Source organism: Dactylosporangium salmoneum (assembly GCF_039532525.1).
GTDB classification, from domain to species: Bacteria; Actinomycetota; Actinomycetes; order Mycobacteriales; family Micromonosporaceae; genus Dactylosporangium; species Dactylosporangium salmoneum.
Genome location: NZ_BAAARV010000049.1, coordinates 11,915 through 38,150, shown reverse-complemented (window position 1 = coordinate 38,150; position 26,236 = coordinate 11,915). Strand labels below are relative to the sequence as shown.

22 protein-coding genes are annotated in these 26,236 nt (G+C 73.9%); 7 read left to right on the top strand and 15 right to left on the bottom strand.

The window, feature by feature from the left end; genetic code table 11:
* Positions 1 to 6 precede the first annotated feature (6 nt).
* The gene (locus tag ABD352_RS28125) at positions 7 to 945 is read left to right on the top strand and encodes a ribose-phosphate diphosphokinase (RefSeq protein WP_344615511.1); all 939 of its coding nucleotides are present in this window, start codon (positions 7 to 9) and stop codon (positions 943 to 945) included.
* Complete coding sequence (locus ABD352_RS28120; RefSeq protein ID WP_344615510.1) at positions 945 to 4,145, top strand: ATP-binding protein; 3,201 nt, start codon at positions 945 to 947, stop codon at positions 4,143 to 4,145. The genes ABD352_RS28125 and ABD352_RS28120 overlap by 1 nt, the downstream gene beginning before the upstream one ends.
* A 6-nt stretch (positions 4,146 to 4,151) precedes the next feature.
* Here ABD352_RS28120 and ABD352_RS28115 read toward each other — a convergent pair whose 3' ends face one another.
* Positions 4,152 to 4,799 (bottom strand): hemerythrin domain-containing protein, encoded by a 648-nt coding sequence (locus tag ABD352_RS28115; RefSeq protein ID WP_344615509.1) that lies wholly within the window; start codon positions 4,797 to 4,799, stop codon positions 4,152 to 4,154.
* A 70-nt stretch (positions 4,800 to 4,869) separates the two neighbouring features.
* On the opposite strand from ABD352_RS28115, the gene ABD352_RS28110 reads away from it, so the two are divergent.
* Positions 4,870 to 6,051 carry a cytochrome P450 family protein gene (locus tag ABD352_RS28110; RefSeq protein WP_344615508.1) on the top strand — a complete coding sequence of 394 codons (1,182 nt, stop codon included), beginning with the start codon at positions 4,870 to 4,872 and terminating at the stop codon, positions 6,049 to 6,051.
* Here the strand turns inward: ABD352_RS28110 and ABD352_RS28105 are convergent.
* Positions 6,034 to 6,894, bottom strand: a complete 861-nt coding sequence (locus ABD352_RS28105; RefSeq protein ID WP_344615507.1) for a helix-turn-helix transcriptional regulator — start codon at positions 6,892 to 6,894, stop codon at positions 6,034 to 6,036. The genes ABD352_RS28110 and ABD352_RS28105 overlap by 18 nt on opposite strands.
* Before the next feature lie 170 nt (positions 6,895 to 7,064).
* Here ABD352_RS28105 and ABD352_RS28100 point away from each other — a divergent pair, with 170 nt between their 5' ends.
* Positions 7,065 to 7,844, top strand: coding sequence for a hypothetical protein (locus tag ABD352_RS28100; protein WP_344615506.1), 780 nt, complete (start codon positions 7,065 to 7,067; stop codon positions 7,842 to 7,844).
* Positions 7,845 to 7,960: 116 nt separating this feature from the next.
* Positions 7,961 to 8,950 (top strand): aldo/keto reductase, encoded by a 990-nt coding sequence (locus tag ABD352_RS28095; protein WP_344615505.1) that lies wholly within the window; start codon positions 7,961 to 7,963, stop codon positions 8,948 to 8,950.
* Positions 8,951 to 9,111: 161 nt separating this feature from the next.
* Here the strand turns inward: ABD352_RS28095 and ABD352_RS28090 are convergent, their stop codons facing one another.
* From ABD352_RS28090 to ABD352_RS28075, 4 genes are all read right to left on the bottom strand, one after another.
* Complete coding sequence (locus ABD352_RS28090; RefSeq protein ID WP_344615504.1) at positions 9,112 to 9,708, bottom strand: hypothetical protein; 597 nt, start codon at positions 9,706 to 9,708, stop codon at positions 9,112 to 9,114.
* Between the two features lie 66 nt (positions 9,709 to 9,774).
* On the bottom strand, positions 9,775 to 10,131 hold the full coding sequence (locus tag ABD352_RS28085) for a tetratricopeptide repeat protein (protein ID WP_344615503.1): 357 nt from the start codon (positions 10,129 to 10,131) through the stop codon (positions 9,775 to 9,777).
* Between the two features lie 35 nt (positions 10,132 to 10,166).
* Positions 10,167 to 10,997: an alpha/beta hydrolase gene (locus ABD352_RS28080; RefSeq protein ID WP_344615502.1), complete on the bottom strand. Its 831-nt coding sequence runs from the start codon at positions 10,995 to 10,997 to the stop codon at positions 10,167 to 10,169.
* 64 nt (positions 10,998 to 11,061) lie between these two features.
* A complete protein-coding gene (locus ABD352_RS28075; RefSeq protein ID WP_344615501.1) occupies positions 11,062 to 11,448 on the bottom strand; it encodes a VOC family protein in 387 nt (128 codons plus the stop codon).
* Positions 11,449 to 11,498: 50 nt separating this feature from the next.
* On the opposite strand from ABD352_RS28075, the gene ABD352_RS28070 reads away from it, so the two are divergent.
* Complete coding sequence (locus tag ABD352_RS28070) at positions 11,499 to 13,859, top strand: hypothetical protein (RefSeq protein ID WP_344615500.1); 2,361 nt, start codon at positions 11,499 to 11,501, stop codon at positions 13,857 to 13,859.
* On the opposite strand, the gene araA is transcribed toward ABD352_RS28070, so the two are convergent.
* The 7 genes from araA to ABD352_RS28035 all read right to left on the bottom strand — a co-directional run bounded on the left by araA (position 13,856) and on the right by ABD352_RS28035 (position 22,191).
* On the bottom strand, positions 13,856 to 15,337 hold the full coding sequence (gene araA / locus ABD352_RS28065) for an L-arabinose isomerase (RefSeq protein ID WP_344615499.1): 1,482 nt from the start codon (positions 15,335 to 15,337) through the stop codon (positions 13,856 to 13,858). The genes ABD352_RS28070 and araA overlap by 4 nt on opposite strands.
* The gene (locus ABD352_RS28060) at positions 15,334 to 15,996 is read right to left on the bottom strand and encodes an L-ribulose-5-phosphate 4-epimerase (protein ID WP_344615498.1); all 663 of its coding nucleotides are present in this window, start codon (positions 15,994 to 15,996) and stop codon (positions 15,334 to 15,336) included. Before ABD352_RS28060 ends, araA begins: the two co-directional genes overlap by 4 nt.
* Positions 15,993 to 17,591, bottom strand: coding sequence for a ribulokinase (locus tag ABD352_RS28055; protein WP_344615497.1), 1,599 nt, complete (start codon positions 17,589 to 17,591; stop codon positions 15,993 to 15,995). The genes ABD352_RS28060 and ABD352_RS28055 overlap by 4 nt, the downstream gene beginning before the upstream one ends.
* Positions 17,588 to 18,559, bottom strand: coding sequence for a galactofuranose ABC transporter, permease protein YjfF (gene yjfF / locus ABD352_RS28050; protein ID WP_344615496.1), 972 nt, complete (start codon positions 18,557 to 18,559; stop codon positions 17,588 to 17,590). The genes ABD352_RS28055 and yjfF overlap by 4 nt, the downstream gene beginning before the upstream one ends.
* Positions 18,560 to 18,632: 73 nt before the next feature.
* Complete coding sequence (locus ABD352_RS28045; RefSeq protein WP_344615495.1) at positions 18,633 to 19,667, bottom strand: ABC transporter permease; 1,035 nt, start codon at positions 19,665 to 19,667, stop codon at positions 18,633 to 18,635.
* Positions 19,664 to 21,166 (bottom strand): sugar ABC transporter ATP-binding protein, encoded by a 1,503-nt coding sequence (locus tag ABD352_RS28040; protein WP_344615494.1) that lies wholly within the window; start codon positions 21,164 to 21,166, stop codon positions 19,664 to 19,666. The genes ABD352_RS28045 and ABD352_RS28040 overlap by 4 nt, the downstream gene beginning before the upstream one ends.
* Positions 21,167 to 21,192: 26 nt before the next feature.
* Positions 21,193 to 22,191 carry an ABC transporter substrate-binding protein gene (locus tag ABD352_RS28035; RefSeq protein ID WP_344615493.1) on the bottom strand — a complete coding sequence of 333 codons (999 nt, stop codon included), beginning with the start codon at positions 22,189 to 22,191 and terminating at the stop codon, positions 21,193 to 21,195.
* 196 nt (positions 22,192 to 22,387) lie between these two features.
* Here ABD352_RS28035 and ABD352_RS28030 point away from each other — a divergent pair, with 196 nt between their 5' ends.
* A complete protein-coding gene (locus ABD352_RS28030) occupies positions 22,388 to 23,482 on the top strand; it encodes a LacI family DNA-binding transcriptional regulator (protein ID WP_344615492.1) in 1,095 nt (364 codons plus the stop codon).
* Positions 23,483 to 23,762: 280 nt separating this feature from the next.
* Here ABD352_RS28030 and ABD352_RS28025 read toward each other — a convergent pair whose 3' ends face one another.
* A complete protein-coding gene (locus ABD352_RS28025; protein WP_344615491.1) occupies positions 23,763 to 25,937 on the bottom strand; it encodes a glycoside hydrolase family 31 protein in 2,175 nt (724 codons plus the stop codon).
* On the bottom strand, positions 25,934 to 26,236 hold a 303-nt coding region (locus tag ABD352_RS28020; RefSeq protein ID WP_425553665.1), incomplete at its 5' end, for a hypothetical protein. The genes ABD352_RS28020 and ABD352_RS28025, both read right to left, overlap by 4 nt.

Sequence of the window (26,236 nt, the reverse complement as noted above, 5' to 3'; positions counted from 1 at the left end):
CCGCCCGTGCGCGACATCGCCGTGTTCAGTGGCAGCGCGCATCCCGCGCTCGCGGAGGAGATCTGCGCGCAGCTCGAGGTGCCGCTGCTGCCCGTGCGGGTGGACCGCTTCGCCAACGACTGCCTCGAGGTACAGCTGCAGGCCAACTGCCGCGAGCGGGACGTGTTCCTCATCCAGCCGCTGGTGCCCCCGGTGCAGGAGCACCTCGTGGAGCTGCTGCTGATGCTGGACGCGGCCCGTGGGGCGTCGGCGGCGCGCACCACCGTGGTCATGTCGCACTACGCGTACGCCCGCTCCGACAAGAAGGACGAGCCGCGCATCTCCATCGGCGGGCGGCTCGTCGCCGACCTGCTCACGGCGGCCGGGGCCAGCCGGGTGCTCACGCTGACCCTGCACTCGCCGCAGGTGCACGGCTTCTTCTCGGTGCCGGTCGACCACCTGCACGCGCTGCGCGAGCTCGCCGGGCACTTCGCCGGCCACGACCTGTCCAACAGCGTCGTGGTGTCGCCGGACCTGGGCAACGCGAAGCCCGCCTCGGCATTCGCGCGGATGTTGTCGGTACCGGTGGCCGCCGGGGCCAAGCAGCGCTTCTCCGACGACCGGGTCGTCATCAGCACCGTCATCGGCGACATCGAGGGCCGCGACGTGATCGTCCTGGACGACGAGATCGCCCGCGGCAGCACCGTCTTCGAGCTCATCGACCGGCTCCGCGAGCGGGGCGTGGCGAGCATCCGGGTGGCCTGCACGCACGGGCTGTTCACCGGCGACGCCCTGGAGCGGCTGCAGGCCCAGGAGGACGTGCTCGAGATCGTGTGCACCAACAGCGTGCCGCTGCCCAAGGACAAGTGGGTGCCGAAGCTTCGCGTCCTGTCCATCGCGCCGGCCATGGCCGAGGCCATGCGCCGCATCCACAACGGCGAGTCCGTGAGCTCGCTGTTCCACTAATGCTGCACATCGAGGTGCTCGGGCCGCTGCGCATCGAGGTCGGCGGGGCACCGGCGGACGGGGGCGGCCCGCGGCAGCGGGCGGTGCTGGCCCGGCTGGTCGCCGCCGGCGGGCACGTGGTGCCCACCGACCGGTTCATCGACGACCTGTGGCAGGGCGAGCCGCCGCCGAAGGCCCTCGCCGCGCTGCAGGTCTACGTCTCGAACCTGCGCCGGGTCCTCGAGCCGGGCCGGGCGCCCCGCACGCCGGCCACGGTCGTCGTCTCGGCCGCCCCCGGGTACGCGCTGCGCCTGCCAGACGAGCAGGTCGACGCCTGGCGGTTCGAGGCGCTGCTGCGCCGGGGCAGCGAGCTGGCCGAGGCCGACCCGCGGGCCGCCGACGAGTCGCTGCGGGCGGCCCTGCAGTGCTGGGCCGGCCCCGCGTACGCCGAGTTCGCCGACGAGCCCTGGGCCACCCCGGAGGCGGCCCGCCTCGAGGAGCTCCGGCTGGTCGCGGTGGAGGCGGCCGGCCGGGTGGCGCTGCGGCTGGGCCGGGCCGCGCTCATCGTGCCCGAACTGGACCGGCACGTGCAGGAGCACCCGCTGCGCGAGGAGGCGGTCCACCTGCTGGCGTCCGCGCTGTACCGGGCCGGGCGCCAGGCCGACGCCCTCGCCGCGCTGCGCCAGGCCCGCCGCCGCCTCAGCGACGAGCTCGGCGTCGACCCCGGGCCGGCGCTGCGCGCCCTGGAGGCCGACGTCCTCGCCCAGGCGCCGTACCTGGTCGAGGAGCGGGTGGAGGTCATCGCCCCCAGGCAGGACGCGGCCCCCGGCTCCGGCTCCGGCGACGGCGCGATCGGCCGCGAGGCCGAGCTGGCGGCGCTCGCCGCCGCCGAGGACGACCGGCTGCGCATCGTGTGGGTCGGCGGCGAGGCCGGGTCCGGCAAGACGACCCTGGTCAGGGCCTTCGCGACCCAGCAGGGCCGGCAGGTCGCGTGGGGACGCTGCCCCGAGGTCGACGGCGCGCCGCCGGCCTGGGCCTGGGCCGAGATCCTGCGCGAGCTGGCCGGCGACGGCGACGAGCGGCTCCGGCCGCTGCTGGAGGGGCGCGGCGGCGGCGACCAGTTCCAGCTCGCCCAGGCCGTCGGCGAGCGGCTCGGCGCGGGCGGCCCGCTGCTCGTCGTCCTCGACGACGTGCACCGCGCCGACGGTGAGACGCTCCAGGTGCTGCGCCACGTCGCCGTCGCCCTGGCCGGGCGCCCCGTGCTCATCGTGGCCACCTACCGGCCCGGGGAGGCCCAGCAGCAGCTCGACTCGGCGCGGGCGGCGCTGGCCGGGCCGCACTCCAGCGAGATCGCGCTCGGCGGGCTCGGGGCCGAGGCCGCCGCCCAGATCCTCGCCGGGCACCTCGGGGCGCCGCTGGACCCGGCCACCGCCGCGCTCGTGCACGAGCGTACCGGCGGCAACCCGCTGTTCCTCGCCGAGACCGCCCGGCTGATCTCCGCCGAGGGGGCCGGCAGCGCGGTGCGGGCCATCCCGGCCGGCATCGGCCACGTGCTGCGCCGCCGCCTCAGCCGGCTGCCCGCGCCCGCCCAGACGATCCTGCGCCACGCCGCCGTCCTCGGCCGGGACGTCGACATCGACGTGCTCACCGAGGCGTTCTCCGAGGACGAGGACGCGGTCCTCGACGGCCTCGAGGCCGGGGTGCTCGCCGGGCTGCTGGTGGAGCCCGGGCCGGGCCGGGTCCGCTTCGGCCACGCCCTGCTGCGCGACGTGCTCTACGACGACATGCCGAAGCTTCGCCGCCGGCGGCTGCACGAGCGGGTCCTCGCCGTGCTGGAGCGGGTCCGCCCCGCGGACGTCGCCGCGCTCGGCCACCACGCGCGTGCCGCCGCCAGCCCCGCCACCGCGGCCCGGGCCGCCGCCCACGCCGCCGCCGCGGCCCGCCAGGCGGCCGCGCTCTTCGCCCACGGGGAGGCCGCGCAGCTCTACGCCGGGGCGCTCGACGCCCTCGCGATGCAGCAGCCCGCCGACCCGGCCCTGCGCGTCGACCTGCTGTGCGGGCTGGTCTCCGCGCGGGCCAACTCCGGCGACGCGATCGCCGCCCGGTCCGCCCGGGCCGAGGCCGTCGAGGCCGCCCGGCAGCTACCCGGGGCCGAGCCGCTCGCCCGGGCCCTCGGCGCGTTCGACGCCCCGGTGGCCTGGACCATCCGCCTGCACCGGCTCCTCGACCGCGACCTCGTCGACCTGTACGAGGACACGCTCGCCCGGGCCGACGTGCCGGCCGCGCTGCGCTGCCGGATGCTGGTCGCCCTGGTGTACGAGATCGAGGGCGAGGATCTCGACCGGGCCGCCGAGGCGAGCGCGGAGGCGCTGCGCATCGCCCGGGCCGAGGGCGATGACCTGCTGCTGTGCCAGGCGCTCAACGCCCGGTACTTCGCCGTGCTCAACCCCCAGCGCCGCCACGAGCTGCCCGGGATCGCCGCCGAGCTGCTCGAGGTCGCCGAGCGGGCCGGGTCGCTGGGGTTCCAGACGCAGGCGTACCACGTGCTGTACCAGGTCGCGCTGGAGCGCTGCGACCTGGCGCTGGCCCAGGCCCACCTGGACCGGGCCCTGGAGCGCTCCACGGCGGGCCAGCTCGGCGTGACCCTGCTGGTGATGGGCATGCTGGGCGCGATCCGGGCCATGTTCGCCGGCGACCACGCCGCCGCCGAGCGCGTCTACACCGAGCTGGGCGAGCGGATCGAGGCCGCCGGGCAGCCCAACGCCTCCATGGTCGCCATCGGCGGGATCTTCTTCGTCCGGCTCAGCCAGGGCCGCGGCGACGCCAGCCTGCCGGTGCTCGAGGCGGTCCGCGCGTTCGCCCCCGACGACGTCGACGAGCTCATCGTGCGGGCCCTCGTCGACGCCGGGCGGCTCGACGAGGCCCGGGCCCGCTGGCGGCCGCAGGTCCCGATCCGCGAGGACTACTACTGGCTGGGCTGGATGGGGCTGCGGGCCGAGAACGCGGTCGCGCTCGGGGACGAGGCGGTCGCGGAGCACTGCTACGAGCTGCTGCTGCCGTGGGCGGGCCAGTTCGCCGGCCTGGCCAGCGGCAGCATCTCCGGGCCGCCGGTCGACCAGCTGCTGGGGCGCCTGGCGCAGCTGCTCGGCCGCCCGTCGGAGGCCCACCTGCGGGCCGGCCGCGAGCTGGCCGCCCGCGTCGGCGCCCGGCCCTGGATGTAGCCCCGCTCAGCCGAAGATCACCCGCTCCCGGCGCTGGAAGCCGCCGCGCACCGAGGCGAGCAGCAGCCGCAGCACGGGGCCGGCCTCGCGGTACAGCGTCTCCAGCTCCTGAGGCGTCGCGTAGCGCTCGATCCGGGGCAGCTCGAAGCCCATCTTCGAGCCCTTGCGCACCGCCTTCTCCACGCGCTGCCACTGCTCGCCGCTGACGTACCGCATGATCACCGGGAAGAGCGTGCGCTCCTCGTCCTCGATGTGCTCGTCGAGCAGGTCGCGCAGCGTGGCCAGGCTGTCGGCGAGGCGGCCCGCCGCGGCGCGGTCGGCGGGGGCTGCGGCCAGCGCCGCGGACTCGGCCCGGATCCGGTCCAGCAGCGGGTCGAGCTGGCGGTGGTCGTCGGTGAGCTCGCCCAGGTCGACCTCGGCGCCGGCCGTCTCGCGCAGCACCGGCCACAGGACGTCGTCCTCGGCCTGGTGATGGTGGTGGATGCCGGTGCAGAGGTTGCTGAGGTACCACTGGATCTCCCGCGCCCGCTGCGGGGTGCCCGCGGTGCGCCCCTCCGCCATCGCGCGCGTGACGTCGGCGAACCGGCGCGCGTCGCCGCGCATCGAGCGGTGGTTGATCGTGATGCCGAGGAGGTTCGGCTCGGAGTGCTTCATGCCGTACAGCAGAGACCCGAACGGTTGGCAGACACTTAATAGCGGCTTGGTGATTCGTTACCGTTGATGCGTGACGTCGACGACGCTCTTCACGCAGGACTTCTGGAATGACCCCCACCCCGTCTACGCGGCCCTGCGGCAGGAGGCGCCGGTCCACCCGCTGACCCTGCCCAACGGCATGCAGGTCTGGCTCGTCACTCGCTACGCCGACTGCAAGGAGGCGCTGGCCGACCCGCGGCTGTCGAAGCGGCAGGGCGCCGGCGACAACGCGCGGTCGCTGTCGGCGCCCACGCGCAGCCCGCTGACCCACCACCTGCTCGCCGCCGACCCGCCCGACCACACCCGGCTGCGGCGGCTCGTGGCCAAGGTGTTCACCGCCCGGCGGGTCGAGCAGCTGCGGCCGCGGGTCGCCGAGCTCAGCGCCGCCCTCATCGAGCCCCTGCGTGGCCGGGACCGCGCCGACCTCGTCGAGGCCTACGCCGTGCACTTGCCGATCCAGGTCATCTGCGAGCTGCTCGGGGTGCCGATCGAGGACCAGGCCGACTTCCGGCGCTGGACGTCGGTGCTGGTCTCGGCCTCGGCGGGCGGCCCGGGAGTGCCCGAGGCGGCGGCCTCCTTCGTGGCGTACCTGCTGGGGCTCATCGGCCGCAAGCGCGCCGACCCGGCCGGCGACCTGCTCAGCGCCCTCATCGCGACCAGGGACGAGGGCGACCGGCTCAGCGAGGACGAGCTCACCTCGATGGCGTTCCTGCTCCTGCTGGCCGGCCACGAGACGACCGTCAATCTCATCGGCAACGGGATGTACACCCTGCTGACCCGGCCCGACGCGCACCGGCGGCTGCTGGCCGACCCGTCGCTGATCCCGGCCGCGGTCGAGGAGTTCCTTCGCCTGGAGAGCCCCGTGGAGACGGCCACCTCACGCACGGCGACGGAGGCGGTGACGTACGGCGGCGTGACCATCCCGGCCGGCGCCATGGTGGCCATCTCGCTGCTGTCCGCCGACCGCGACCCGTCGCGCTTCCCGGCGCCGGGCGAGTTCGACCTGGACCGGCCGGACAACCAGCACCTCGCGTTCGGCCACGGCATCCACTACTGCCTGGGCGCCCCGCTGGCCCGGCTGGAGGCCCAGATCGCCTTCGCGGACCTGCTCGCCGCGTTCCCGGACATGCGCCTGGCCGTCCCGCCGGCCGACGTGATCTGGCGCCCCGGCACCCTGATCAGGGGCACCACCGCGCTACCGGTACTGCTGTGAGCCATTACTGAATTGCTGTAATCCGACCACGGCCAGCAGGGCAAGCTTCTCGGCGGCGTCGGTGCCCGCCGCCGGGGTCAGCACGATGAGCTGCTGCGACTGGTCGGGCGTGACCAGCGTCTCGCAGTCGACCTCGACCATGCCCACCTGCGGGTTGTGGATGCGCTTGCGGTCGAACCGGCGCACCTTCACCTCGTGCTCCTCCCAGCGGCGGGTGAAGTCGGGGCTGACCGCGTGCAGCCGCGCGACGAGCCGGGCCACGTCGGGGTCACCGTGGCGCCGGGCCGCGGTGGCCCGCAGGTCGGCGACGAGCGAGCGGCAGCGCTCCTCGACCTCCTCCGGCGGGTACTCGACGGTCATGTCCCCGGCGCCGGTGAACCACCGGTAGGCGAGGAACCGCTCGTCGCCCCGGAAGCGCCGCTGCTCGCCGAGCAGCAGCGCCGACATCCGGTTCTGGGCCAGGGTCTCCCCCAGGTCCGACATCACCGTCGCCGGGGTGTCGGTGAGCAGGTCGAGCATCCGCAGCAGCCCGGCCCGGGCGTGCGCCTCGGCACCGACCGACGGCGGCGGCTGGTGCCCGGCCAGGTGGAACAGGTGGTCGCGCTCGTCGTCGCTGAGCCGCAGGGCCCTCGCGAGGGCGGTGAGCATCTGGGCGGAGGGCTGGGCGCTGCGGCCCTGTTCGAGCCGCACCACGTAGTCGGTGGACATCCCGGCCAGCATCGCCACCTCTTCGCGGCGCAGCCCGGCCGTCCGGCGCCGCGGGCCGTCGGCCAGGCCCACATCGGCGGGCCGGATGGCGAGCCGCCGGCGGCGGAGGAAGTCGGCCAGGTCGTCGCGCTGCATGCCCCCATCGTCCCGAACTCCGCGCGGGGCATCCAGGGAGCGCCGCTCCCACTCGTGGCAGTGGGGGCCGACAAGTCGGGCAGCAATTGGTGGGCCACTCGGACGGGATTCCTGGGATGCTCGCCTACCCCGGCCATCGGCGGGTGGCGGTGGGCCTGAAGAATCGCTGCGTGGCGGATGGGTGGCAGGCGGTCGACGAGGCGGTCGAGGCACTCGTGGCCACGCTCACCACCGCGGCCGCCCGGGCCGGGGCGCGCGGCGGGCGCAAGGGGCCGCGGGGCCTGCGGCCCAAGCGGCGGACCAAGGGCACCCGCCGCCATCTCGCCGACGTCATCCACGCCCACAAGCTGGCACCCGGCGTCGACGCGGACCGCAATACGATCGCGGCGCTGTTCAACGGGCACCGGCAACTGGTCACCGATCCGGTACTCGTCGTGGCCGTCGCCCGGGCCTGTGCGCTCATCGGCGGGCGCAAGCTCACCGCCAAGGAGGCCGCCCGGCTGCGCGCCGCCAGCACCCGCATCGCGACCCTGATCGCCCGCGCCGAGGCCGCCGGACGGGCCGCCGCCGAGCCGGCCACCACCGACCGGGCCGCCGTGGATTGGGCCGCAGCCGAGTCGGCCGGCGCCGACCGGGCCGCAGCCGACCGAGCCGCAGCGGATTGGGCCGCCGCCGAGCCAGACGCAGATCCGACGGCCGCGCCGATGCCGATGCCCGCACTCACGCCAGCACCAGCGCCGGTGCCAGTGCCAGTGCCCGTCCAGGTCCCACCGGCGCCCGGCAGGCGGGCGCTCGTGCCGTCGGCCGCGCCCGGCCCGGCACGGCCCGTCCGCCCAGCACGGCCCGTCCGCCCAGCGCGGGCCGTCCGCCGGGCGCGGCGCTGGCCCTGGGCGGTCGCCGCGGCCGCGATGCTGCTCGCCGTCCTGGCGGTGGTCGTCTCCCTGTGGTGAGGCCGGGCCCCGCAGGGTAGGAGCGGCGCTCCTACGAACGACGCTCCGCTGGCGGCCCGCACACCGCGGCGGCAGTGTCGAACGGGGAACACACCTGAAGTACGGGAGAAGCGACAATGCGCAGCAGAAACCTCGGCGCCACCGGCCCCGCCGTCTCCACCATCGGCCTGGGCGCGATGGGCATGTCCGGCGCGTACGGGCCCTCGGACCGCGACGAGAGCATCGCCACCATCCACGCGGCGCTCGACGCGGGCATCGACCTGATCGACACCGGCGACTTCTACGGCAACGGCCACAACGAGCTGCTCATCCGCGACGCGCTGGCCACCGCCGGGCGGGACCGGGTGCTGCTCAGCGTGAAGTTCGGCGCGCTGCGCGGGCCCGACAACCGCATGGGCGGCATCGACAACCGGCCGGCCGCGGTGCGCAACTTCGCCGGCTACTCGCTGAACCGGCTCGGCACCGACCACATCGACATCTACCGGCCCGCCCGCCTCGACCCGGCGGTGCCGATCGAGGACACCATCGGGGCGATCGCAGGGCTCGTCGAGGAGGGCTATGTCCGGCACATCGGCCTGTCCGAGGTCGACGCCGAGACGATCCGCCGCGCCCACGCGGTGCACCCGATCGTGGACCTGCAGGTCGAGTACTCCCTCATCTCCCGCGAGCCGGAGCAGGGCGTGCTCGCGGTGCTGCGGGAGCTGGGCATCGGCATGACGGCGTACGGCGTGCTGTCCCGCGGCCTGATCTCCGGCCACTGGTCGGCCCAGCGCGCCTGGGAGCCGGGCGACTTCCGGGTCAACAGCCCGCGCTTCGCGCCCGAGAACGTCGGACACAACGTGTCCCTCGCCGAGGCGCTGCGCCCGATCGCGCAGGCGCGCGGGGTGAGCGTGGCGCAGCTGGCGATCGCGTGGGTGCTCGCGCAGGGAGACGACATCGTGCCGCTCATCGGGGCCCGCACGCGCACCCGGCTGGCCGAGGCCCTGGGCGCGCTGGACGTGCGGCTCACGGACGACGACCTGGCCGCGATGCAGCGGGCGATCCCGGCGGGCTCGGCCCTGGGCGAGCGCTACCCGGCCGCGGTCACGCGCCTGACCGCCCGCTGACCGGGTGCATGCACCCGCCGCGGTCACGCGCCTGACCGCGCGCTGACCGGGTGCGTGCAACCGCCGCGGTCACGCGCCTGACCGCCCGCTGACCGGGTGCGTGCACCCGCCGCGGTCACGCGCCTGACCGCCCGCTGACCGGGTGCGTGCAACCGCCGCGGTCAGTCGGGCATGTGACCGCCGGCGCCCATGATGAGCGCGACCAGGCCGAGCACGGCCACGACCAGCGCGGTGAGCTTGGTGAAGCGGCCCGTCGGGTCGGAGACGGTGACGTTGAACCAGCCGCGGGGGTCGACCCGGACGCGGACGGTGTCGCCGACCTTCGGCTCGGTGTCGAGGAACCGCAGCCGGCCGAGGTTCTCGTTGTTGCTGCGGTCCTCGACCTGGTACACCGGGAAGCGCTTCTCCGACACGCTGCTGATGCCGCGGTGGACCTGGGTCACCACGGCGTCGGTCGGGGTGCCCTCGCGGGACATGTAGACGGGCAGGACCAGCAGCGCGGCCAGCCACGACGCGAGGGTCAGCACGAGCAGCAGCACGATCCGGCTGTCGGCACTGTGGTCGGGGGCGCCCAGGCGGTACAGCAGGTAGCCCGGCACCGCCGCGAACAGCGACAGCACCGAGCCGACCGCCAGCCAGGTGAAGCTCGGGCCACCGGCAAGGGTCCCGGTGACGACGACGAAGCCGGTCGTCACCGCGAGCAGCAGGAGCGTGCGCCAGATGCCCTTGAGCAACGCGCCCCACGGATAGTGCCTCACGAGTGGCCACCGTAGGGGATCAACCGGCGCAGCGCTGCCCCCGGGTCGCCCCGGGGGCTCGGCCGGTCAGCCGGTCCCGGCCACCCGGCGTACCGCCGCGGAGTAGTCGGGGACCGAGGACATCGCGGCCGCCAGGCGCAGGAACGGCAGGGCCTCCCGCTTGCGGCTCTGCCGCTCCAGGGTGCGGCCCAACAGGTGGCACGCGTAATGGTCGGTCGGGTCCCGCTCGACCAGCGCGCGCAGGTGCTGCTCGGCCCGGTTGAGCTGGGCGGAGGCGAAGTAGGCGCGGGCCAGCCACAGGCGGACCTCGGCGTTGGTCGGCTCCTCGTCCAGCACGGCCGAGAGGATCTTGGCGGCCTCGATCGGGTCGCCGGCGTCGAGATAGAGGACTCCCCTGCGGTACTCGGCGATCACGTCGTTCATGGCGCGTGCAACACCGCGACCGCGACCCGTGTTCCCTAGTGCGCCTTCAGCCACCCGATCAGGTCGTCGAGGACCCGATCCTGCTCCGGCTCGTTGTACACCTCGTGGTGTAGCCCCTCGTACACGTGCAGCGTCAGGTCGGCCGAGCCGGCCCGCGCCGCGATGAGCCGGCTCGACTCGGCGTCGACCAGGCCGTCCTCGGAGCCGTGCAGCAGCAGGGTGGGCATCGTCAGCTCGGGCAGGCGGCGCTGGAAGACCGACATCTGGGTGAGCATCGCGCCGCCGACGCCGGCCGGGACCTTGCCGTGGTAGACGAGCGGGTCGGCGTCGTAGCGGGCCACCACCGCCGGGTCCTTCGAGATCAGCCGGGACGGCAGCGTCTGCACCGGCGCGCCGGGCGCGATCCTGCCGAGCACCTTGGCGACCGCGATGGCCGGCTTCGGGATGCCCTCGCCGGGCAGCACCGGCGTGCCGGACAGCGCCAGGCCGCGCAGGCCGGCCTGGTGGTCCAGGGCGTAGGCGAGGGCGATCATCGCGCCCATGCTGTGCCCGATGAGGAAGGGCACCTGCCCCGGGTGCCGGCCGCGGACCTCGGCGAAGAGCAGGTCGAGGTCGCCGGTGTACTCCGCGATGCTGCGCACGAACATGCGCTTGCCGCCGGAGCGCCCGTGGCCGCGGTGGTCCGGCGCGTAGACGGCGAGGCCCAGTTCGCCGAGGCGGGCGACGACGTGATCGTACCGCCGGGCGTGCTCCCCCATGCCGTGGGTGAGCACCACGACACCGGAGGCCCCGGACTCGGGCGTCCACGCGTCGTACACGATCCGGACGCCGCCACCGCCGGTGAGGGCCAGCTCCTCGCGCTGCATGGCAGCATGGTGCGCCCGCCCGACTCCCCTGCGCAAGCAGCGATGGGGGGTTACGCCCGATTTGTCAGGATGAGCGCTCGGCCGCGCTGCGCTCGACGCAGAACTCGTTGCCCTCCGGGTCAGCCAGGATGGCCCAGCCGGTACCGTCTGGACGTCTGAAATCACCGACGAGAGAGGCGCCCAGGGCGAGAATGCGCTCGATCTCAGCGTCGCGGGTCGCGTCGAGCGGCTGCACGTCGAGGTGTACGCGGTTCTTCACGGCCTTGGGCTCGGGGACGCGGATGAACAGCAGGCCGGCAGAGCCGTCCGGGGCCAGGACGAGCGCCTGATCATGCGTAGGCAGGTTCGGGTCGTTGGGTTGTTCCTGGTAGCCGGTGACCGCACTCCAGAGGAGGGACATGCGGTACGGATCGGCGCAGTCGATCGTGATGTGCCTGATGCGGACGGTCATTGCGTCAAGGTATATGTGACAACGGTGTTGCCGCCGAAGGGAGCCGAAGGTTGCTGACAGCTGGCCCGGCATGGACGGCCACGGCCGACAGCCCGCAGACGCCCGCGCCGCTGCTCGGCGGCGCCGAGGAGGTGCTCGTCCTCACGCACCGCTGCGACCTGGCATTCGTCGAGGAGCACCTGCGGCCGGCCCGCGCGGCGGGGGCGGCCGTCACCGTCGTGTACGACGCCGCCGCCGGCCCCGTCACGCCCGGTGACGGCGAGGCCCCGATCCGGGACCTGCTGCCGGTGCCCGTGGTGTGCCGCTCCGGCGGGCAGTTCCGGGCCCGGGTGGTGATCTCCGTCTCGCGCACCGCCGCGCTGGTCTCCATCGGTTCCGGCGACGCGACCGCCGAGGGCTGGGGCCGCGACGCCGAGGTCTGGACCCACCTGCGGGCCGAGGGCCCGACCGTGCCGACCCTGATCACCGACCTCGCCGATTGGCTGCTGCGGCTGCCGGCGCAGCTGTGGATCGAGCCGGCCGGCGCCGAGCGGCTCGCCGCGGTCGCCAAGCTGCTCACCGCCCGGCCGCACGCCGCCGAGGCCGACGAGCCGCTGCTGCTCACCAACGACCAGGTGCCGATCGTCGAACAGCTGCCGTTCCCGTCGGGGGCGGACCGGCTGAGCCTGTGCGCGCCCGCGTTCGACCCCGCCGGGCGGACCCTCGCCGAGATCGTGCGGGACGTGCGGCCGGCCTCCACCCGGCTGCTGCTGCCCGCCGGGGTGCGCTGCGACCCCGTCGGCCTGCTGGTCGCGCTGGACGACGCCCCGGAGAACTCCGTGCGCATGCCGGTGTCGCCGCGGTACCTCCACGCCGGCGCCCTCGAGTGGTGGACCGGCGACGCGGGCGTCGTCGTCACCGGCGGCCTGGACTGCACCCCCGAGTCGCTGCAGTCCACCACCGCCGAGCCGGGCGGGCACTGCGAGCTCGGCCTGCTGCAGGAGGTCACCGTCTCCCTGCTCGACGCGGTCGACGCCCGGGACATCGCGCTGGACGACGACGCCCTGGCGGCCGAGCCCCCCGCCGCGCCCGCGCCGGCCGTGGCCCGGGTGCTCGGGGTCCGGCTGCTGGCCGAGCGGGTCGAGGCGACCCTGCTCGTCCCCGGCGCGACCGCGCCCGACGGGCTGGTGGTGTCGGCCGGCGAGGCCGCGGTGAAGCTGCCGTGGGCGACCGCCGACGGGCGGCTGCACACGTACGCCGCGGAGGCGGCCGCCCTCGCCGCGCGCACCGCGCAGGTGCGGGCCGCCGACGGCACCGAGCTGGGCGCCGCGCCCGTCACCGACGTCGGCGGCGCGGTCACCCGCTTCACGCACGCCTCCCCGCTGGAGACGCTGCCGCTGGCCGCCCTGGTCGGCGACGCCACCCTGCTGGACGCCCTGTTCGCCGCGGTCACCCAGCTCGCCTCCGGGCGCACCCCCCGCTACGGCACCGCCCCCGAGGAGCGGCGGGCCAGCGAGGAGACCCGGCTGCGCGCCCTCGTCGGCCCGGCCCTGCTCGACCTGGCCTTCGGCCGCGTGCCGGTCCCGGCCGGCGCGACCGGGCGCGAGGACTCGCTCGCGGACGTGGTCGCCGGCCTCGACGCCGGGCAGCGCGACCGCCTGCGCCAGCACGTGCTGCGCCTCGGCGGGGCGGCCGCCGGCTGGCCGCTGCCGGCCCGCCTCGCCGCCTTCCGGCTCGTGCTCGTGCTCGCCGCCGCCGGGCTGTGGCCGCAGCCGCAGGACTGGACCCCGCTCGTCGCGGCCGGCCTGGACTCGCTCATCGCCGCCGACGACGAGGCCTTCGCCGGGGAGCAGGCGGCGCTGGCCACCGTCGGGCTGGCCGCGGTGCACCACGGGCACCGGCTGGCGCCGCTGTCCGGGTTCGCCGAGCTGCGCGCGGCGGTCCGGCTGGACCACGCCGCCCCCGAGGAGCTCGTCGCCCGGTACGCCGGCGGGCTGGCCGGGGAGGTCCTCGGGGAGGAGTTCGGGGCCCTGGACGTCGCCGCCGACGCCGGGGAGCTGCTGGTCCGCTCGGCGTTCGACGACGCCGTGGACGCGATCCCGGAGTCGCTCGGCACGGTGCAGCGCACGGACGCGGGCGGGGTCCTGGTCGACACCGGCAAGGACCCGCGCCGCACCACGCTGCTCGTGCTCGACCTGCTGCGCGACTTCCCCGACACGCACGTCACCGTCCGCGGCGCGGCCGGGACGGAGACGCACGGCTGGTGGAACGGGCGGCGCCTGGTGCTGCTGTCGCCCTTCGGCGGGCGCTGGCGCGGGTCGCTGTGGCCGGGGCTGATGACCGGCATCGCGACCTACGCCAAGGGCGCCTCGCCGCTGCCGGCCGCCGCCCGCACGTGGATCACCGAGATCGCCGAGATGGGCGAGGCCTAGAAGCCCCGGGCCAGCCGGTAGTACGCCGCGTTCCAGCGCACCTCCTTGGCGAAGGAGCGCGGCGTGGTGGCGGCGTCGATGACGAGCAGCTCGGTGCCCACCATCTCGGCCAGGTCGGCGAGCTCCTCCACCCCGACGGCCTGGGACAGCACCGTGTGGTGCGGGCCGCCCGCGGTCAGCCACGCCTCGGCCGACGTCGCCAGGTCGGGGGCCGGCCGCCACACCGCGCGCGCGACGGGCAGGCGCGGCAGCGGCGCGGACGGCGGTACCACCGTGATCTCGTTGGCGACGAGGCGGAACCGCTCGCCGAGGTCGGCCAGGCCCAGCACGACCGCCGGGCCGGGCGCGGCGTCGAAGACCAGGCGCACCGGGTCCTCCCGGCCGCCGATGCCCAGCGGGTGGATCTCGCACGACGGCGTGCCGGCCGCGATCGACGGGCACACCTCCAGCATGTGCGCGCCCAGGATGACCTCGTTGCCGGGCGTGAGGTCGTAGGTGTAGTCCTCCATGAACGAGGTGCCCCCGCCGGGTGCCATCGCCTTGAGGGTGTGCACCAGCACGGAGGTCTTCCAGTCGCCCTCGCCGCCGAAGCCGTACCCGTCGGCCATGAGCCGCTGGACCGCGAGGCCCGGCAGCTGGCGCAGCCCGCCGAGGTCCTCGAAGTTCGTGGTGAACGCGTGGTACCCGCCGGCCTGCAGGAAGGCCCGCAGCCCCAGTTCGATCCGCGCCGCGTACCGCAACGAGCCGGCCCGCTCGCCGAGCAGCGCGGCGGCGACGCGGTAGGTGTCGGCGTACTCCTTGACGAGCCGGTCGACCTCGGTGTCAGTCGCGGCGTCGACCGCCTCGACGAGGTCGTTGACGCCGTAGGTGTTCACCGACACGCCGAAGCGCAGCTGCGCCTCGACCTTGTCGCCCTCGGTGACGGCCACGTCGCGCATGTTGTCGCCGAAGCGGACCAGCCGCAGCGAGCGCATCGCCGCGTAGCCGGTCGCGGCCCGGGCCCAGGCGCCGATGCGCGCGAGCACCCGCGGGTCGCTGACGTGCCCGGCGACGGTCTTGCGGGCCACGCCGAGGCGGGACTGGATGTAGCCGAACTCCCGGTCGCCGTGCGCGGCCTGGTTGAGGTTCATGAAGTCCATGTCGATGTCGGCCCAGGGCAGGGCGACGTTGGCCTGGGTGTGCAGGTGCAGCAGCGGCACCCGCAGCGCGTCCAGGCCGGCGATCCACATCTTGGCCGGGGAGAACGTGTGCATCCAGGCGACGACGCCGACCACGTCCGGGTTCCCGCCGGCCTCGAGGCAGACCCGCAGGATGTCGCCGGCCGAGGTGAGCACCGGCTTCCACACCACGCGGGGGCCGATGTCGGCCGAGGAGTCCAGCACCGCGGCGATCTGGCGCGACTGCGACGCCACCTGCTCCAGGGTTTCCGGGCCGTAGAGCCCCTGGCTGCCGGTGAGGAACCAAATCTCGTGCGTCATCGTGCGCCTTTCTGCTGGCCGTAGACGTTCTGATAGCGGTCGTGGAGGGAGTCGACGGCTGCTGCCGGCAGTCGCTCCACGGAACCGAGCTGGCGGGCGAAGTGCATGGTCCGCGCCACGTCCTCGCACATGACGGCCGCCTTGACGGCGGCCTTGGCGGTCCTGCCGATGGTGAACGGCCCGTGCTGGCGCATCAGGACCGCGGGCGAGCGGTGCCCGCGCAGCGTCTCGACGATCCCGCGGCCGATCGCGTCGGAGCCGATGAGCGCGAACGGCCCGACCGGGATGTCCCCGCCGAACTCGTCGGCCATCGCCGTGATGGAGCACGGGATCGGCTCGCCGCGGGCTGCCCACGCGGTCGCGTAGGGACTGTGGGTGTGCACCACCCCGCCGACCTCGGGCATGTTCCGGTACACGTACGCGTGGGCCTCGGTGTCCGAGGACGGCGAGTGCTCCCCCTCGACGAGCGTGCCCTTCAGGTCGCAGACGACCATGTTGGCGGGGGTCAGCTCGTGGTAACCGACCCCGGACGGCTTGATGACCAGCAGGTCCTCCCCGGGGACCCGGGCCGAGACGTTCCCGGCGGTCCAGGTCACCAGCCCCCAGCGGATGAGCTCGGCGTGCAGGGCGCAGACCTCCTCACGAAGGCGGCCGATCACCGCGAGACCTCCTCGCGCAGGGCGCGCAGCCGGTGCAGCACGTCGTTGCCGCCGCGGCCGAAGTAGTCGTGCAGCGTCCGGTACTCCTGATACAGCCGCTCGTAGATCTCGGCAGCGGCCAGGTCGGGCAGATATGCGTCCCGCTGGACCTTGCCCATCGCCGCGGCCGCCGCGCGGATGTCGGGGTAGATCCCGGCCGCCACCGCGGCGTGCATCGCCGAACCGAGGGCCGGGCCCTGCTCGGAGCCGATCACCGATATCGGGCGCCGCAACACGTCGGCGTAGATCTGCATGAGGAAGCGGTTCTTCAGCAGCCCGCCCGCCGCGATGAACTCGACGACCGGCACGCCCGAGGACTCCAGGGCCTCGATGATGGTCCGGGTGCCGAAGGCGGTCGCCTCGACCAGCGCCCGGTACACGTCCTGCGGCCGGGTCGCCAGGGTCTGCCCGACGATCACGCCCGACAGGCCGTGGTCGACCAGGACCGAGCGGTTGCCGTTGTGCCAGTCCAGCGCGACCAGGCCGTGCTGGCCGGGGCGCTGGGCGGCGGCCAGCTCGGTCAGCCGCTCGTGGCTCAGGCCGCCCTGCAGCTGGGTCTCGACGAACCAGCCGAAGATGTCGCCGACGCCGGACTGTCCGGCCTCGTAGCCCCACAGGCCCGGGATGATGCCGTCCTGCACCACGCCGCACATGCCGGGCACGTCGGCCAGGCCGGCGCCGCTCATCACGTGACAGGTCGAGGTGCCCATGATGGCGACCAGCTGGCCCGGCGACACGGCGCGGGCGGCCGGGGCGGTCACGTGGGCGTCGACGTTGCCGACGGCGACCGCGATCCCCTCCGGCAGGCCGGTCCAGGCGGCCGCCTCCGCGGTGAGCGAGCCGGCCCGCCCGCCGAGCGGCCACAGTGGACCGTCCACCTTGGACGACCAGTCCGCGAACCGCTCGTCCAGCGCGGCAAGGTACTCCTTGGACGGCAGGACGCCTTTGTACCCGGCGGTGCAGGCGTTGCGGGTCTCCACGCCGGCCAGCCGCCACACGATCCAGTCGGCCGCCTCGACGAACCGCTCGGCCCGCGCGTAGACGTCGGGGGCCTCCTGCAGCACCTGCAGCGCCTTGGCCAGCTGCCACTCCGAGGAGAGCTTCCCGCCGTACCGCGGCAGCCAGGACTCGCCCCGCGAGGCGGCCAGCTCGTTGATCCGGTCGGCCTGGCCCTGCGCCGCATGGTGCTTCCACAGCTTCGGATAGGCGTGCGGCACACCGGCGAGGTCCGGCAGCGAGCACAGCGGGGTGCCGTCGGCCAGCACGGGCAGGAAGGTGCAGGCCGTGAAGTCCGTGGCGATCCCGACGACGTCGGCCGGGTCGACGCCGGCGAGCACGGCCGGCACCGCGTGGCGCAGCACGTCGATCCAGTCGGACGGGATCTGCAGCGCCCAGTGCGGCGGCAGCGGCGCGCCCGTGGCGGGCAGCGTGCGCTCGACCGAGCCGTGCCGGTACTCGTGGACCGCCGTCGCCACCTCGTGCCCGTCCGAGGCGCGCACGAGCAGCGCGCGGCCGGACAGGGTGCCGAAGTCGACGCCGACTACGTATTGCGTCATGTGGTTCTCCGCGTGCGCTGGTTCCTGGTCACCGTCCGCTGCAGCACGATGAAGACGAACAGCAGCACGCCGATGACGATCTTGGTCCACCAGGAGCTGAGGGTGCCCTGGAAGGTGATGATGGTCTGGATGAGGCCGAGCACCCCGACGCCGGCGACGGTGCCCAGCACGAAGCCGGAGCCGCCGGTGAGCACGGTGCCGCCGATGACCACGGCGGCGATCGCGTCGAGCTCCATGCCCAGCGCGTTGAGGCCGTAGCCGGACGGGGTGTAGAAGGTCAGCAGCACCCCGCCGAGGGCGGAGCACACGCCGCTGATGGTGTAGACGGCGATCTTCGTGCGCCCGACGGGCAGGCCCATGAGCAGGGCCGACTGCTGGTTGCCGCCGAGGGCGTAGATGTTGCGGCCCAGCCTGGTGTACGCCAGGACGTACGCGGCGGCCGCGACGACGACGGCGGAGATGACGACGCTCCAGCCGATATGGAAGCCGCCGAAGCGCAGCTTGTCGGAGGCGACGTTGTTCCACCACTCGTTGGTGATGGGGATCGAGTCGGTGCTGATGACGTAGCAGGTGCCCCGGGCCAGGAACATGCCGGCCAGGGTGGCGATGAACGGCTGGATGTCGAAGAAGTGGATGATGCAGCCCATGCCCAGGCCGATGGCGGCGCCCACGGCGAGGACGATCACCAGTACCAGTGCCGGGTTGACGTGCTTCTCCAGCAGCGACGCGGCGATCATCGTGGTCAGGGCGACCACGGCACCGACGGACAGGTCGATCCCGCCGGTGAGGATCACGAACGTCATGCCGACCGCGACGACGAGCAGGAACGCGTTGTCGATGAAGATGTTCAGCACGACCTGCGTGTCGTCGAAGCCGTCGTAGCGCAGCACGCCGGCGCCGTACATCAGCAGCAGCACCACGAGCGTGGCGATGGCCGGCTTGCGCAGGAGGTTGGCCGCGTACGTCATGCTGTCCTGCCTTGGACGAAAGCAACAGAATCCAGAAGAGCGCGGCATGCCCGCCTCCGCTTCGCTCCGGCAGTCATGCCGCGACCTCCGACTTCGGCTGGTCGGCCGGCGTCGCGGCCGGACCCGGGCGTTGGCGGCGGCGCTGGAAGGCCGCGCGGAACTTGGGCGACTGGGCCAGGCACAGGATGATCACGACGATCGCCTTGAACAGGAGGGTCACCTCGGGCGGGATGCCGACGGTGTAGACGGTGATGTCGAGGGTCTTGATGATGACCGCGCCGAGCACCGTGCCGGCGAGGGAGAACCGGCCGCCGGACAGCGACGTGCCGCCGATGACGACGGCGAGGATCGCGTCGAGCTCGATGAGCAGGCCGGCGTTGTTGCCGTCGGCGCTGGACACGTTCGAGCTGATCATCAGCCCGGCGATGCCGGCGCACAGGGCGGCGAAGACGTACACGGACAGGATCAGCCAGCGGGACTTGATGCCCGCCAGCCGGGACGCCTCGGCGTTGCCGCCGACCGCCTCCAGCAGCATGCCCAGCGCGGAGCGGCGCACCAGCACGGTCGACAGGGCGATCACGGCCGCCGCGATGAGGACGCAGAGCGGCAGGCCGAGCCAGTAGCCGGCCCCGATCATCTTGTACGGCCCGGAGTTGACCGTGATGATCTGCCCGTCGGTGATGAGCTGGGCCAGGCCGCGCCCGGCGACCATGAGGATCAGGGTGGCGATGATCGGCTGGATGCCGATCGTCGCCACCAGGAACCCGTTCCACGCGCCGAGCACCAGCGACAGCACCAGCGCCATGCCCACGGCCACGAGCACCCCGGCCACGCTGCCCTGGTCGGACAGGCCGCTGATGTGCAGGCAGGCCAGGGCGCCGGCGATGGCGACGACCGCGCCGACCGACAGGTCGATGCCCCCCGTGGCGATGACCAGGGTCATGCCGAGCGCGACCAGGGCCAGCGGCGCGGCCGCCCGCAGGATGTCCACCAGGGACCCGTACAGGTGCCCGCCGCGCAGCTCGATGCTGAAGAAGCTGTGCGAGAAGTACACGTCCGTCACCAGCAGGGCGACGAGCACGGCGACGGGCCAGACGAAGCGCTTCATGCGGTGCCGCCTCCTTCGGCTATCGCGGCCATCAGCCGGTCGAAGTCCACGTCGTCGGTGTTGGGCAGCTCCGCGACCATCCGCCGGTCGCGCAGCACGGCGATCTTGTGGCTGAGGCGCAGTACCTCTTCCAGCTCCGCCGAGATGAACAGCACGGCCATGCCGCCGTCGGACAGCTCGGTGACGAGGCGCTGGATCTCGGCCTTGGCGCCGACGTCGATGCCGCGGGTCGGCTCGTCGAGGATGAGCAGCCGCGGCTCGGTGATGAGCCAGCGGGCCAGCAGCACCTTCTGCTGGTTGCCGCCGCTGAGGTTGCGCACCGGCAGGTCCGGGTCGGCCGGGCGGATGTCGAGGGCCTTGACGTACTTGCCGACGAGCTCGTCCTGGCGGCGGCGCGACAGCGGACGGGACCAGCCGCGCGCCGCCTGCAGGGCGAGCACGATGTTCTCCCGCACGGTGAGCTCCTCGACGAGCCCCTCGGTGCGGCGGTTCTCCGAGCAGTAGGCGATGTCGTGCTGCATCGCGGTGCGCGGGCCGTGCACGGCCACGGGCTTGCCGTCGATGCTGAGCGTGCCGCTGTCCGGCTTGTCCGCGCCGAAGAAGAGCCTTGCCGCTTCGGTACGCCCACTGCCCAGCAGCCCCGCCAGCCCGACGACCTCGCCGCGGTGGATGGTGAGGCTGAACGGCGCGATCGAGCCGGACCGCCCGAGGTCCGCGGCCTCGACGACCGGCTCGGCCTGGTCCAGGGTGCGCTTGGGCTGGTCCTCCAGGCGCTCCAGCAGGGCCAGCTCCTTGCCGATCATGAGGCTGACGAGCTCCAGCTGGGGCAGGTCGGCGACGCGGTGCTCGCCGACCAGCCGGCCGTTGCGCAGGATCGTCATGCGGTCGCAGATCTCGTACACCTGGTCCAGGAAGTGCGAGACGAACAGGATCGCGATGCCGTCGGCCTTGAGCTGGCGCATGACCCGGAACAGCTGGGCCACCTCGCCGGCGTCGAGGCTGGAGGTCGGCTCGTCGAGGACCAGGACCTTGGCCTCGACGTCGATGGCACGCGCGATGGCCACCATCTGCTGCACCGCCAGGGAGTACTGCGACAGCGGCGCCGAGACGTCGAGGTCGAGCTCCAGGCGGTGCAGCAGGTCCGCGGCCCGCCGGCGCATCTCGCCCCAGCGGATGTGGCCGAAGGTGCGGGGCTCCCGGCCGATGAAGACGTTCTCGGCGACCGAGAGGTTGGGTACGAGGTTGACCTCCTGATAGACCGTGCTGATGCCGGCCTGGGTGGCCTGCAGCGGCCCGGAGAACCGCACCGGGGTGCCGTCGAGGACGATCTCGCCGGCGTCGTTGCTGTAGACGCCCGTGAGCACCTTGATCAGGGTCGACTTCCCGGCGCCGTTCTCGCCCATGAGGGCGTGGACCTCGCCTGGCAACAGGCGGAAGTCCACGTCCTGCAGGGCCATGACACCCGGGAACTGCTTGGTGATGCCGGTCATGGTCAGCATGGCTCAGGTTCCTGTGTCAGTACTTGTCAGTACTTGCGGTCGGGCAGCGCGGCCTTGGCCTGCTCGGGCGTGAACTCGGTCTCCTCGGTGAGGATGCGCGGCTGCACGCTCTCGCCGTTGACGACCTTCTTGGCCAGGTCCATGAGCTGGGGGCCGAGCAGCGGGCTGCACTCGACGATGTGGTTGATCTTGCCGGCGGCCAGGGCGGTCATGCCGTCCTTGACCGCGTCCACCGAGATGATCTTGATGTCGGTGCCGGGCTTCTTGCCGGCCGCCTCGATCGCCTCGATCGCGCCCAGGGCCATGTCGTCGTTGTGCGCGTAGAGCACGTCGATCTTCGGGTTGGCCTTGAGGAAGGCCTCCATGACCTCCTTGCCCTTGGCCCGGGTGAAGTCGCCGGTCTGCGACGCGATGATCTTCAGGTTGGGGCTGGCCTTGATCGCGTCGGCGAAGCCCGACTTGCGGTCGTTGGCCGGGGCCGAGCCGGTGGTGCCCTGCAGCTCGACGATGTTCACCGGGTCGGTCTTGCCCTGGTACTCCTTGACCAGCCAGTCGCCGGCCTTCTTGCCCTCGACCACGAAGTCGGAGCCGAGGAACGTCTTGTAGAGCGTGGTGTCCTTGGAGTCGACCGCGCGGTCGGTCAGGATCACCGGGATCTTGGCGTCCTTGGCCTCCTTGAGCACCGTGTCCCAGCCGGACTCGACCACCGGCGAGAACGCGATGACGTCGACCTTCTGCGCGATGTAGCTGCGGATCGCCTTGATCTGGTTCTCCTGCTTCTGCTGCGCGTCGGAGAACTTGAGCTCGATCCCGGCCGCCGCGGCGGCGTCCTGGATCGACTTGGTGTTCGCCGTGCGCCACCCGCTCTCGGCACCCACCTGGGCGAAGCCCATCACGATCTTGTCCTTCTTGGCACCGCCGCTGGCACCACTGCCGGCGTCGCCGCTCTTCTCCCCGCCGCACGCGCCGAGCGCGCCGAGCAGGAGCACGCCGCCCACCACGGCGGCGGACCATCTCTTCAGCACTGCGTCTGTCCCTTCGGGATGGTTAACGTTCACATCAATCGGCGGATGGCCACACGCCTGGGGTGTCGGGCGGTGACCTGACCGCGTATCCGGCCTCGTACGCATTGGCCATCGCGGTTGTATTTCGAGAGTGTTAGCGTTCTCATCCCGGGCGTCAAGTAGCGGCGCTCGAGATGTTGCCGGAAGGAGACCCGCCGTGGCTGCAGTCATCGGCCCCGACCGCCGCCGCGCCGGGCCGGTCGCCCACACCGGCGCCGGCCCCGACCTGGACGCCGTCGACCCGCCGCGGCGCAAGGTCGGCATGCGCGACGTGGCCCGCCTGGCCGGCGTCTCCCATCAGACGGTGTCCCGCGTGCTGAACGACCTGCCGAATGTGAGCGCGTCCACCCGCGAGCGCGTCCTGGACGCCGTTCGGGTGCTCAACTACCGCCGCAACCTGGCCGCCCGGACGCTCGTCACGAGCCGCTCCCGCACGATCGGCCTGATCGGCTTCGAGACCACCCTGGCCGGCCCCGCCTCGATGATCTACGGCATCGAGAAGGCGGCCCGCGAGGCCGGCTACTACGTCAGCATCGCCACGATCCGCAGCCTGGACCGCAGCGCCGTGCTCGACGCCATCGAGCAGCTGTGCGCCCAGGCGGTGGAGGGCATCATCGCCATCGCCCCGAAGAACTCCGTGGCCGACGCCCTGACCCAGGTCCCGGCGGGCACCCCGGCGGTCGGCGTGGGCGGCGCGGACGACGGCAACGTCCCGATGCTGCGGGTCGACAACGTCCGCGGCGCCTGGCTGGCCACGAGCCATCTGCTGGAGCTCGGCCACGCCACGGTCCACCACGTCCCGGGCCCCTCGGACTGGCCGGAGGCCCGGGACCGCATCGACGGCTGGCGCCAGACCCTGCACGCGGCCGGCGCCCCCGTGCCCCCGATCGAGGCCGGGGACTGGAGCGCCCGGTCCGGGTACCTGCGGGGCCAGCACCTGGCCGCCGACCCGCGCGTGACCGCGGTCTTCTGCGGCAACGACCACATCGCGCTGGGGGTGCTGCGGGCCTTCCACGAGGCGGGCCGGCCGGTCCCGGGGCGGGTCAGCGTGGTGGGCTTCGACGACACCCCGGAGTCGGGCTACTTCCTGCCGCCGCTGACGACGATCCACCAGGACTTCGCGGAGCTGGGCCGGCGCAGCGTCAACCTGCTCGTGGCCCAGCTGTCCGGGGTCACGACGCCGGCCGCGACCCCGATCCAGCTGGCCCCGCACCTGGTGGTGCGGGCCTCCGCCAATGCCCGCCCGTCGTAGGCGCCGCCAGGCCCCGGCCCGCTCCCTCGCCGCCAGGCCCCGGCCCGCCCGTCGTAGGCGCCGTCAGTCCCCGGCTCGCCCCTCGCCGTCGGTCCCGGCGCGCTCCTCGCCGCCAGGCCCGGCCCGCTCCTCGCCGCCAGGCCCGGCCCGCTCCTCGCCGCCAGGCCCGGCCCGCTCCTCGCCGCCAGGCCCGGCCCGCTCCTCGCCGCCAGGCCCGGCCCGCTCCTCGCCGCCAGGCCCGGCTTGGTCCTCGCCGCCAGGCCCGGCTTGGTCCTCGCCGTCAGTCCCCGGCGAGGAGCGAGCGGTGGCGTTCGCGCGTCTCGTAGCGGCACCAGATCGGAATCTCCTCCAGCGGCGCCGGGACCACCACCTCGCGGCCGCCGTCGACCGCCTCGCCGGTGCGCAGGTCCAGCCACCGGCCGGGCGGCAGGTAGGCGGCCCGGGTCAGCGCGCCGGGCTCGACGACCGGCGCGACCAGCAGGTCGTCGCCGAGCCGGTACTCGAACGGGTGGCTCCAGGCCAGCGGGTCCGACGGGTCGGTGAGGCACACCGAGCGCAGCAGCGGCCAGCCGGTCTCCACCGCGCGGGCGGCCTGCTCGGCGAGGTACGGCACGAGCCGCTCGCGCAGCCGGGCGTACCGGCGGAACACCGGGAGCACCCGCTCGTCGCCGGTCTGCGCCGCGATGTTCCACGGCGTGCGGTCCCGCGACGGCGTGCGGTGGTGGTTGTACTCCGAGTGGTACTGCATGATCGGCAGGAACGCCGACACCGCCGTGGCGCGCAGGTACAGCTCCGCGTCCGGCACCGGGCCCGAGAAGCCGGCCAGGTCCCAGCCCCAGTACAGGATCCCGCAGGCGGCCGCCGTGAGCCCGGCCCGCAGCGAGCAGCGCATCGCCTCCCACGTCGAGTCCTCGTCGCCCGCCCAGAAGACGCCGTGCGCCTGCGAGCCGGTGAACCCGGCCCGGCTGAACGTGACCGGCGCCTTGCCGCACGAGCGCAGCAGTTCGCCGTACGCCGCCGCGTAGTGCACGGGGTAGCGGTTGTTGCCGCTCACGCCGCGCGAGCCGTCGGCGTAGCACAGGTCGTCGCCCCAGGCGTGCTCGCCGCCGTCGGTCTTGAACCCGTCGATGCCGACCTCCTCGACGAGGTAGCGGCGCTTGGCGAGCCACCAGTCGCGGGCCTTCGGGTCGGTGAAGTCGGGCATCAGCGCCTGGGGGAACCACCAGCCCCGGTTGCGGTACGGCCGGCCCTCGCCCTCCCGCACCCCGAAGCCCTCGCGCACCATCGTCTGCGCGTCGGCCCTCGCCTGCCCGGCCGGGGGCGGGCGCATCTTGGCCAGCGGGATCTGCCAGAGCAGCACGCGGATGCCGGCCCGGTGCAGCTCGTCCACCATGCCCTTCGGGTCGGGCCAGGCGCCGTGCGGCGGGAAGGTGAAGTCGGCGAGGCGGTGCGGGTGCCCGTCCTCGTGGACCTCGTACCGGGCGTCGCGGAACGCCACGAACGTCGACTCGTCGCTCCACGCCTCGATGACGACGACCCCGACGGGCACGTCGTGCTCCTGGTGCAGCGCCGTCTCGGCGGCGACCCGCCGCTGGGTGTTCCACTCGTTGCCGCTGGCCCACAGCCGGAAGACCCAGTCCGGCAGCGTCTCGGGGCGCCCGACGAGGCCCAGCCACGCGTGCAGGATCTCGCCGGGCGAGCCGTCGAAGAAGCGCACGTCGAGCCGGTCGTCCTGGACATCGGCCTCCACCCACAGCCGATCGCCGGCGTCGAACCACGTGCGTTCGGCGGTGTCGACGTGCAACGCCCACCCGTCGCCGCCGAGCACGTGCGCGAAGGGCATCGGCAGGTAGGTGCGCCCGGCGGCGCCCTGCCCCTTGTACTGCTCGAAGACGGTGGCGTCGAGGGCGTGGCCGCGCTGGTCGAGCCGGTCGAAGCGCTCGCCGAACCCGACGACCCGCTCCCCCTCGGCCAGGCGGATCGCGAACCGCACCCGGTGCACCCCGCCGGGGCCGGTGAGCCACGACTCGGTGCCGTCGATGATCCGGCTGGTGCCGTGCGTGGTGAGCGTGCCGCCGGCCGGGGACCACGAGGCGGCGCTCGCCTCGAACCAGCGCGTGCGCCTGGTCCGGGTGCCGTCGGTGGCGACGAAGCGGTACCGCACGGCCCGGTCCGCGGGCAGCGGCGGGCTGTCGGCGGCCCAGCGCACGCCGCGGCCCCGCCGTGCGGCGGCCGTCGCGAGGTGGCCCTCCGCGCCGGCCGTCGGGCCGGTGGCGGCGCCCTCGCGGGCGAGGTCGAAGGTGCCGCCGTCCCACTCGCAGCGCACCGCGGTCACCGAAGCGGCCGCGGCGACGCCGACGTTCACGGGCTCGCCGGCGAGGGGCACGACGGGCAGCCGCTGGTCGATGGACGGCTGGTACGGGTGGCCCGACCCGGACGGACGGTGGCGGATCACGCGGTCACCCCCAGGGCAGCGGCGAGGGACAGGTAGGCGCCGTGCGACCACAGCAGCGGTGTCGCCACCGGCCCCCACCGGTCGAGCCACTCCTGCCGGTGCTGCGGGGCGAGCAGCCGGTCGCTGACCTGCTCGGGCAGGTCGCCGCCGTCGCCGGCGGTCCCGGCGATCCAGGCGAGCTGGCCCAGCGCGTCCTCGCGCCGGCCCAGCCGCAGGTAGGCGTGGCCGAGCAGCGCGGCGAGGACCGGCCAGCGGCCGCCGCCGTAGAAGACGTCGGCGCGGAAGCGGTGCACCCCGCC

What these genes read in the sequence shown, in the direction of transcription:
- araA (WP_344615499.1), bottom strand. Translation starts at nt 15,337, where the DNA reads ATGACGCACGAGATTTGGTTCCTCACCGGCAGCCAGGGGCTCTACGGC.
- ABD352_RS28040 (WP_344615494.1), bottom strand. Translation starts at nt 21,166, where the DNA reads ATGCTGACCATGACCGGCATCACCAAGCAGTTCCCGGGTGTCATGGCC.
- ABD352_RS28120 (WP_344615510.1), top strand. Translation starts at nt 945, where the DNA reads ATGCTGCACATCGAGGTGCTCGGGCCGCTGCGCATCGAGGTCGGCGGG.
- yjfF (WP_344615496.1), bottom strand. Translation starts at nt 18,559, where the DNA reads ATGACGTACGCGGCCAACCTCCTGCGCAAGCCGGCCATCGCCACGCTC.
- ABD352_RS28045 (WP_344615495.1), bottom strand. Translation starts at nt 19,667, where the DNA reads ATGAAGCGCTTCGTCTGGCCCGTCGCCGTGCTCGTCGCCCTGCTGGTG.
- ABD352_RS28075 (WP_344615501.1), bottom strand. Translation starts at nt 11,448, where the DNA reads ATGACCGTCCGCATCAGGCACATCACGATCGACTGCGCCGATCCGTAC.
- ABD352_RS28105 (WP_344615507.1), bottom strand. Translation starts at nt 6,894, where the DNA reads ATGCAGCGCGACGACCTGGCCGACTTCCTCCGCCGCCGGCGGCTCGCC.
- ABD352_RS28085 (WP_344615503.1), bottom strand. Translation starts at nt 10,131, where the DNA reads ATGAACGACGTGATCGCCGAGTACCGCAGGGGAGTCCTCTATCTCGAC.
- ABD352_RS28115 (WP_344615509.1), bottom strand. Translation starts at nt 4,799, where the DNA reads ATGAAGCACTCCGAGCCGAACCTCCTCGGCATCACGATCAACCACCGC.
- ABD352_RS28095 (WP_344615505.1), top strand. Translation starts at nt 7,961, where the DNA reads ATGCGCAGCAGAAACCTCGGCGCCACCGGCCCCGCCGTCTCCACCATC.
- ABD352_RS28080 (WP_344615502.1), bottom strand. Translation starts at nt 10,997, where the DNA reads ATGCAGCGCGAGGAGCTGGCCCTCACCGGCGGTGGCGGCGTCCGGATC.
- ABD352_RS28055 (WP_344615497.1), bottom strand. Translation starts at nt 17,591, where the DNA reads ATGACGCAATACGTAGTCGGCGTCGACTTCGGCACCCTGTCCGGCCGC.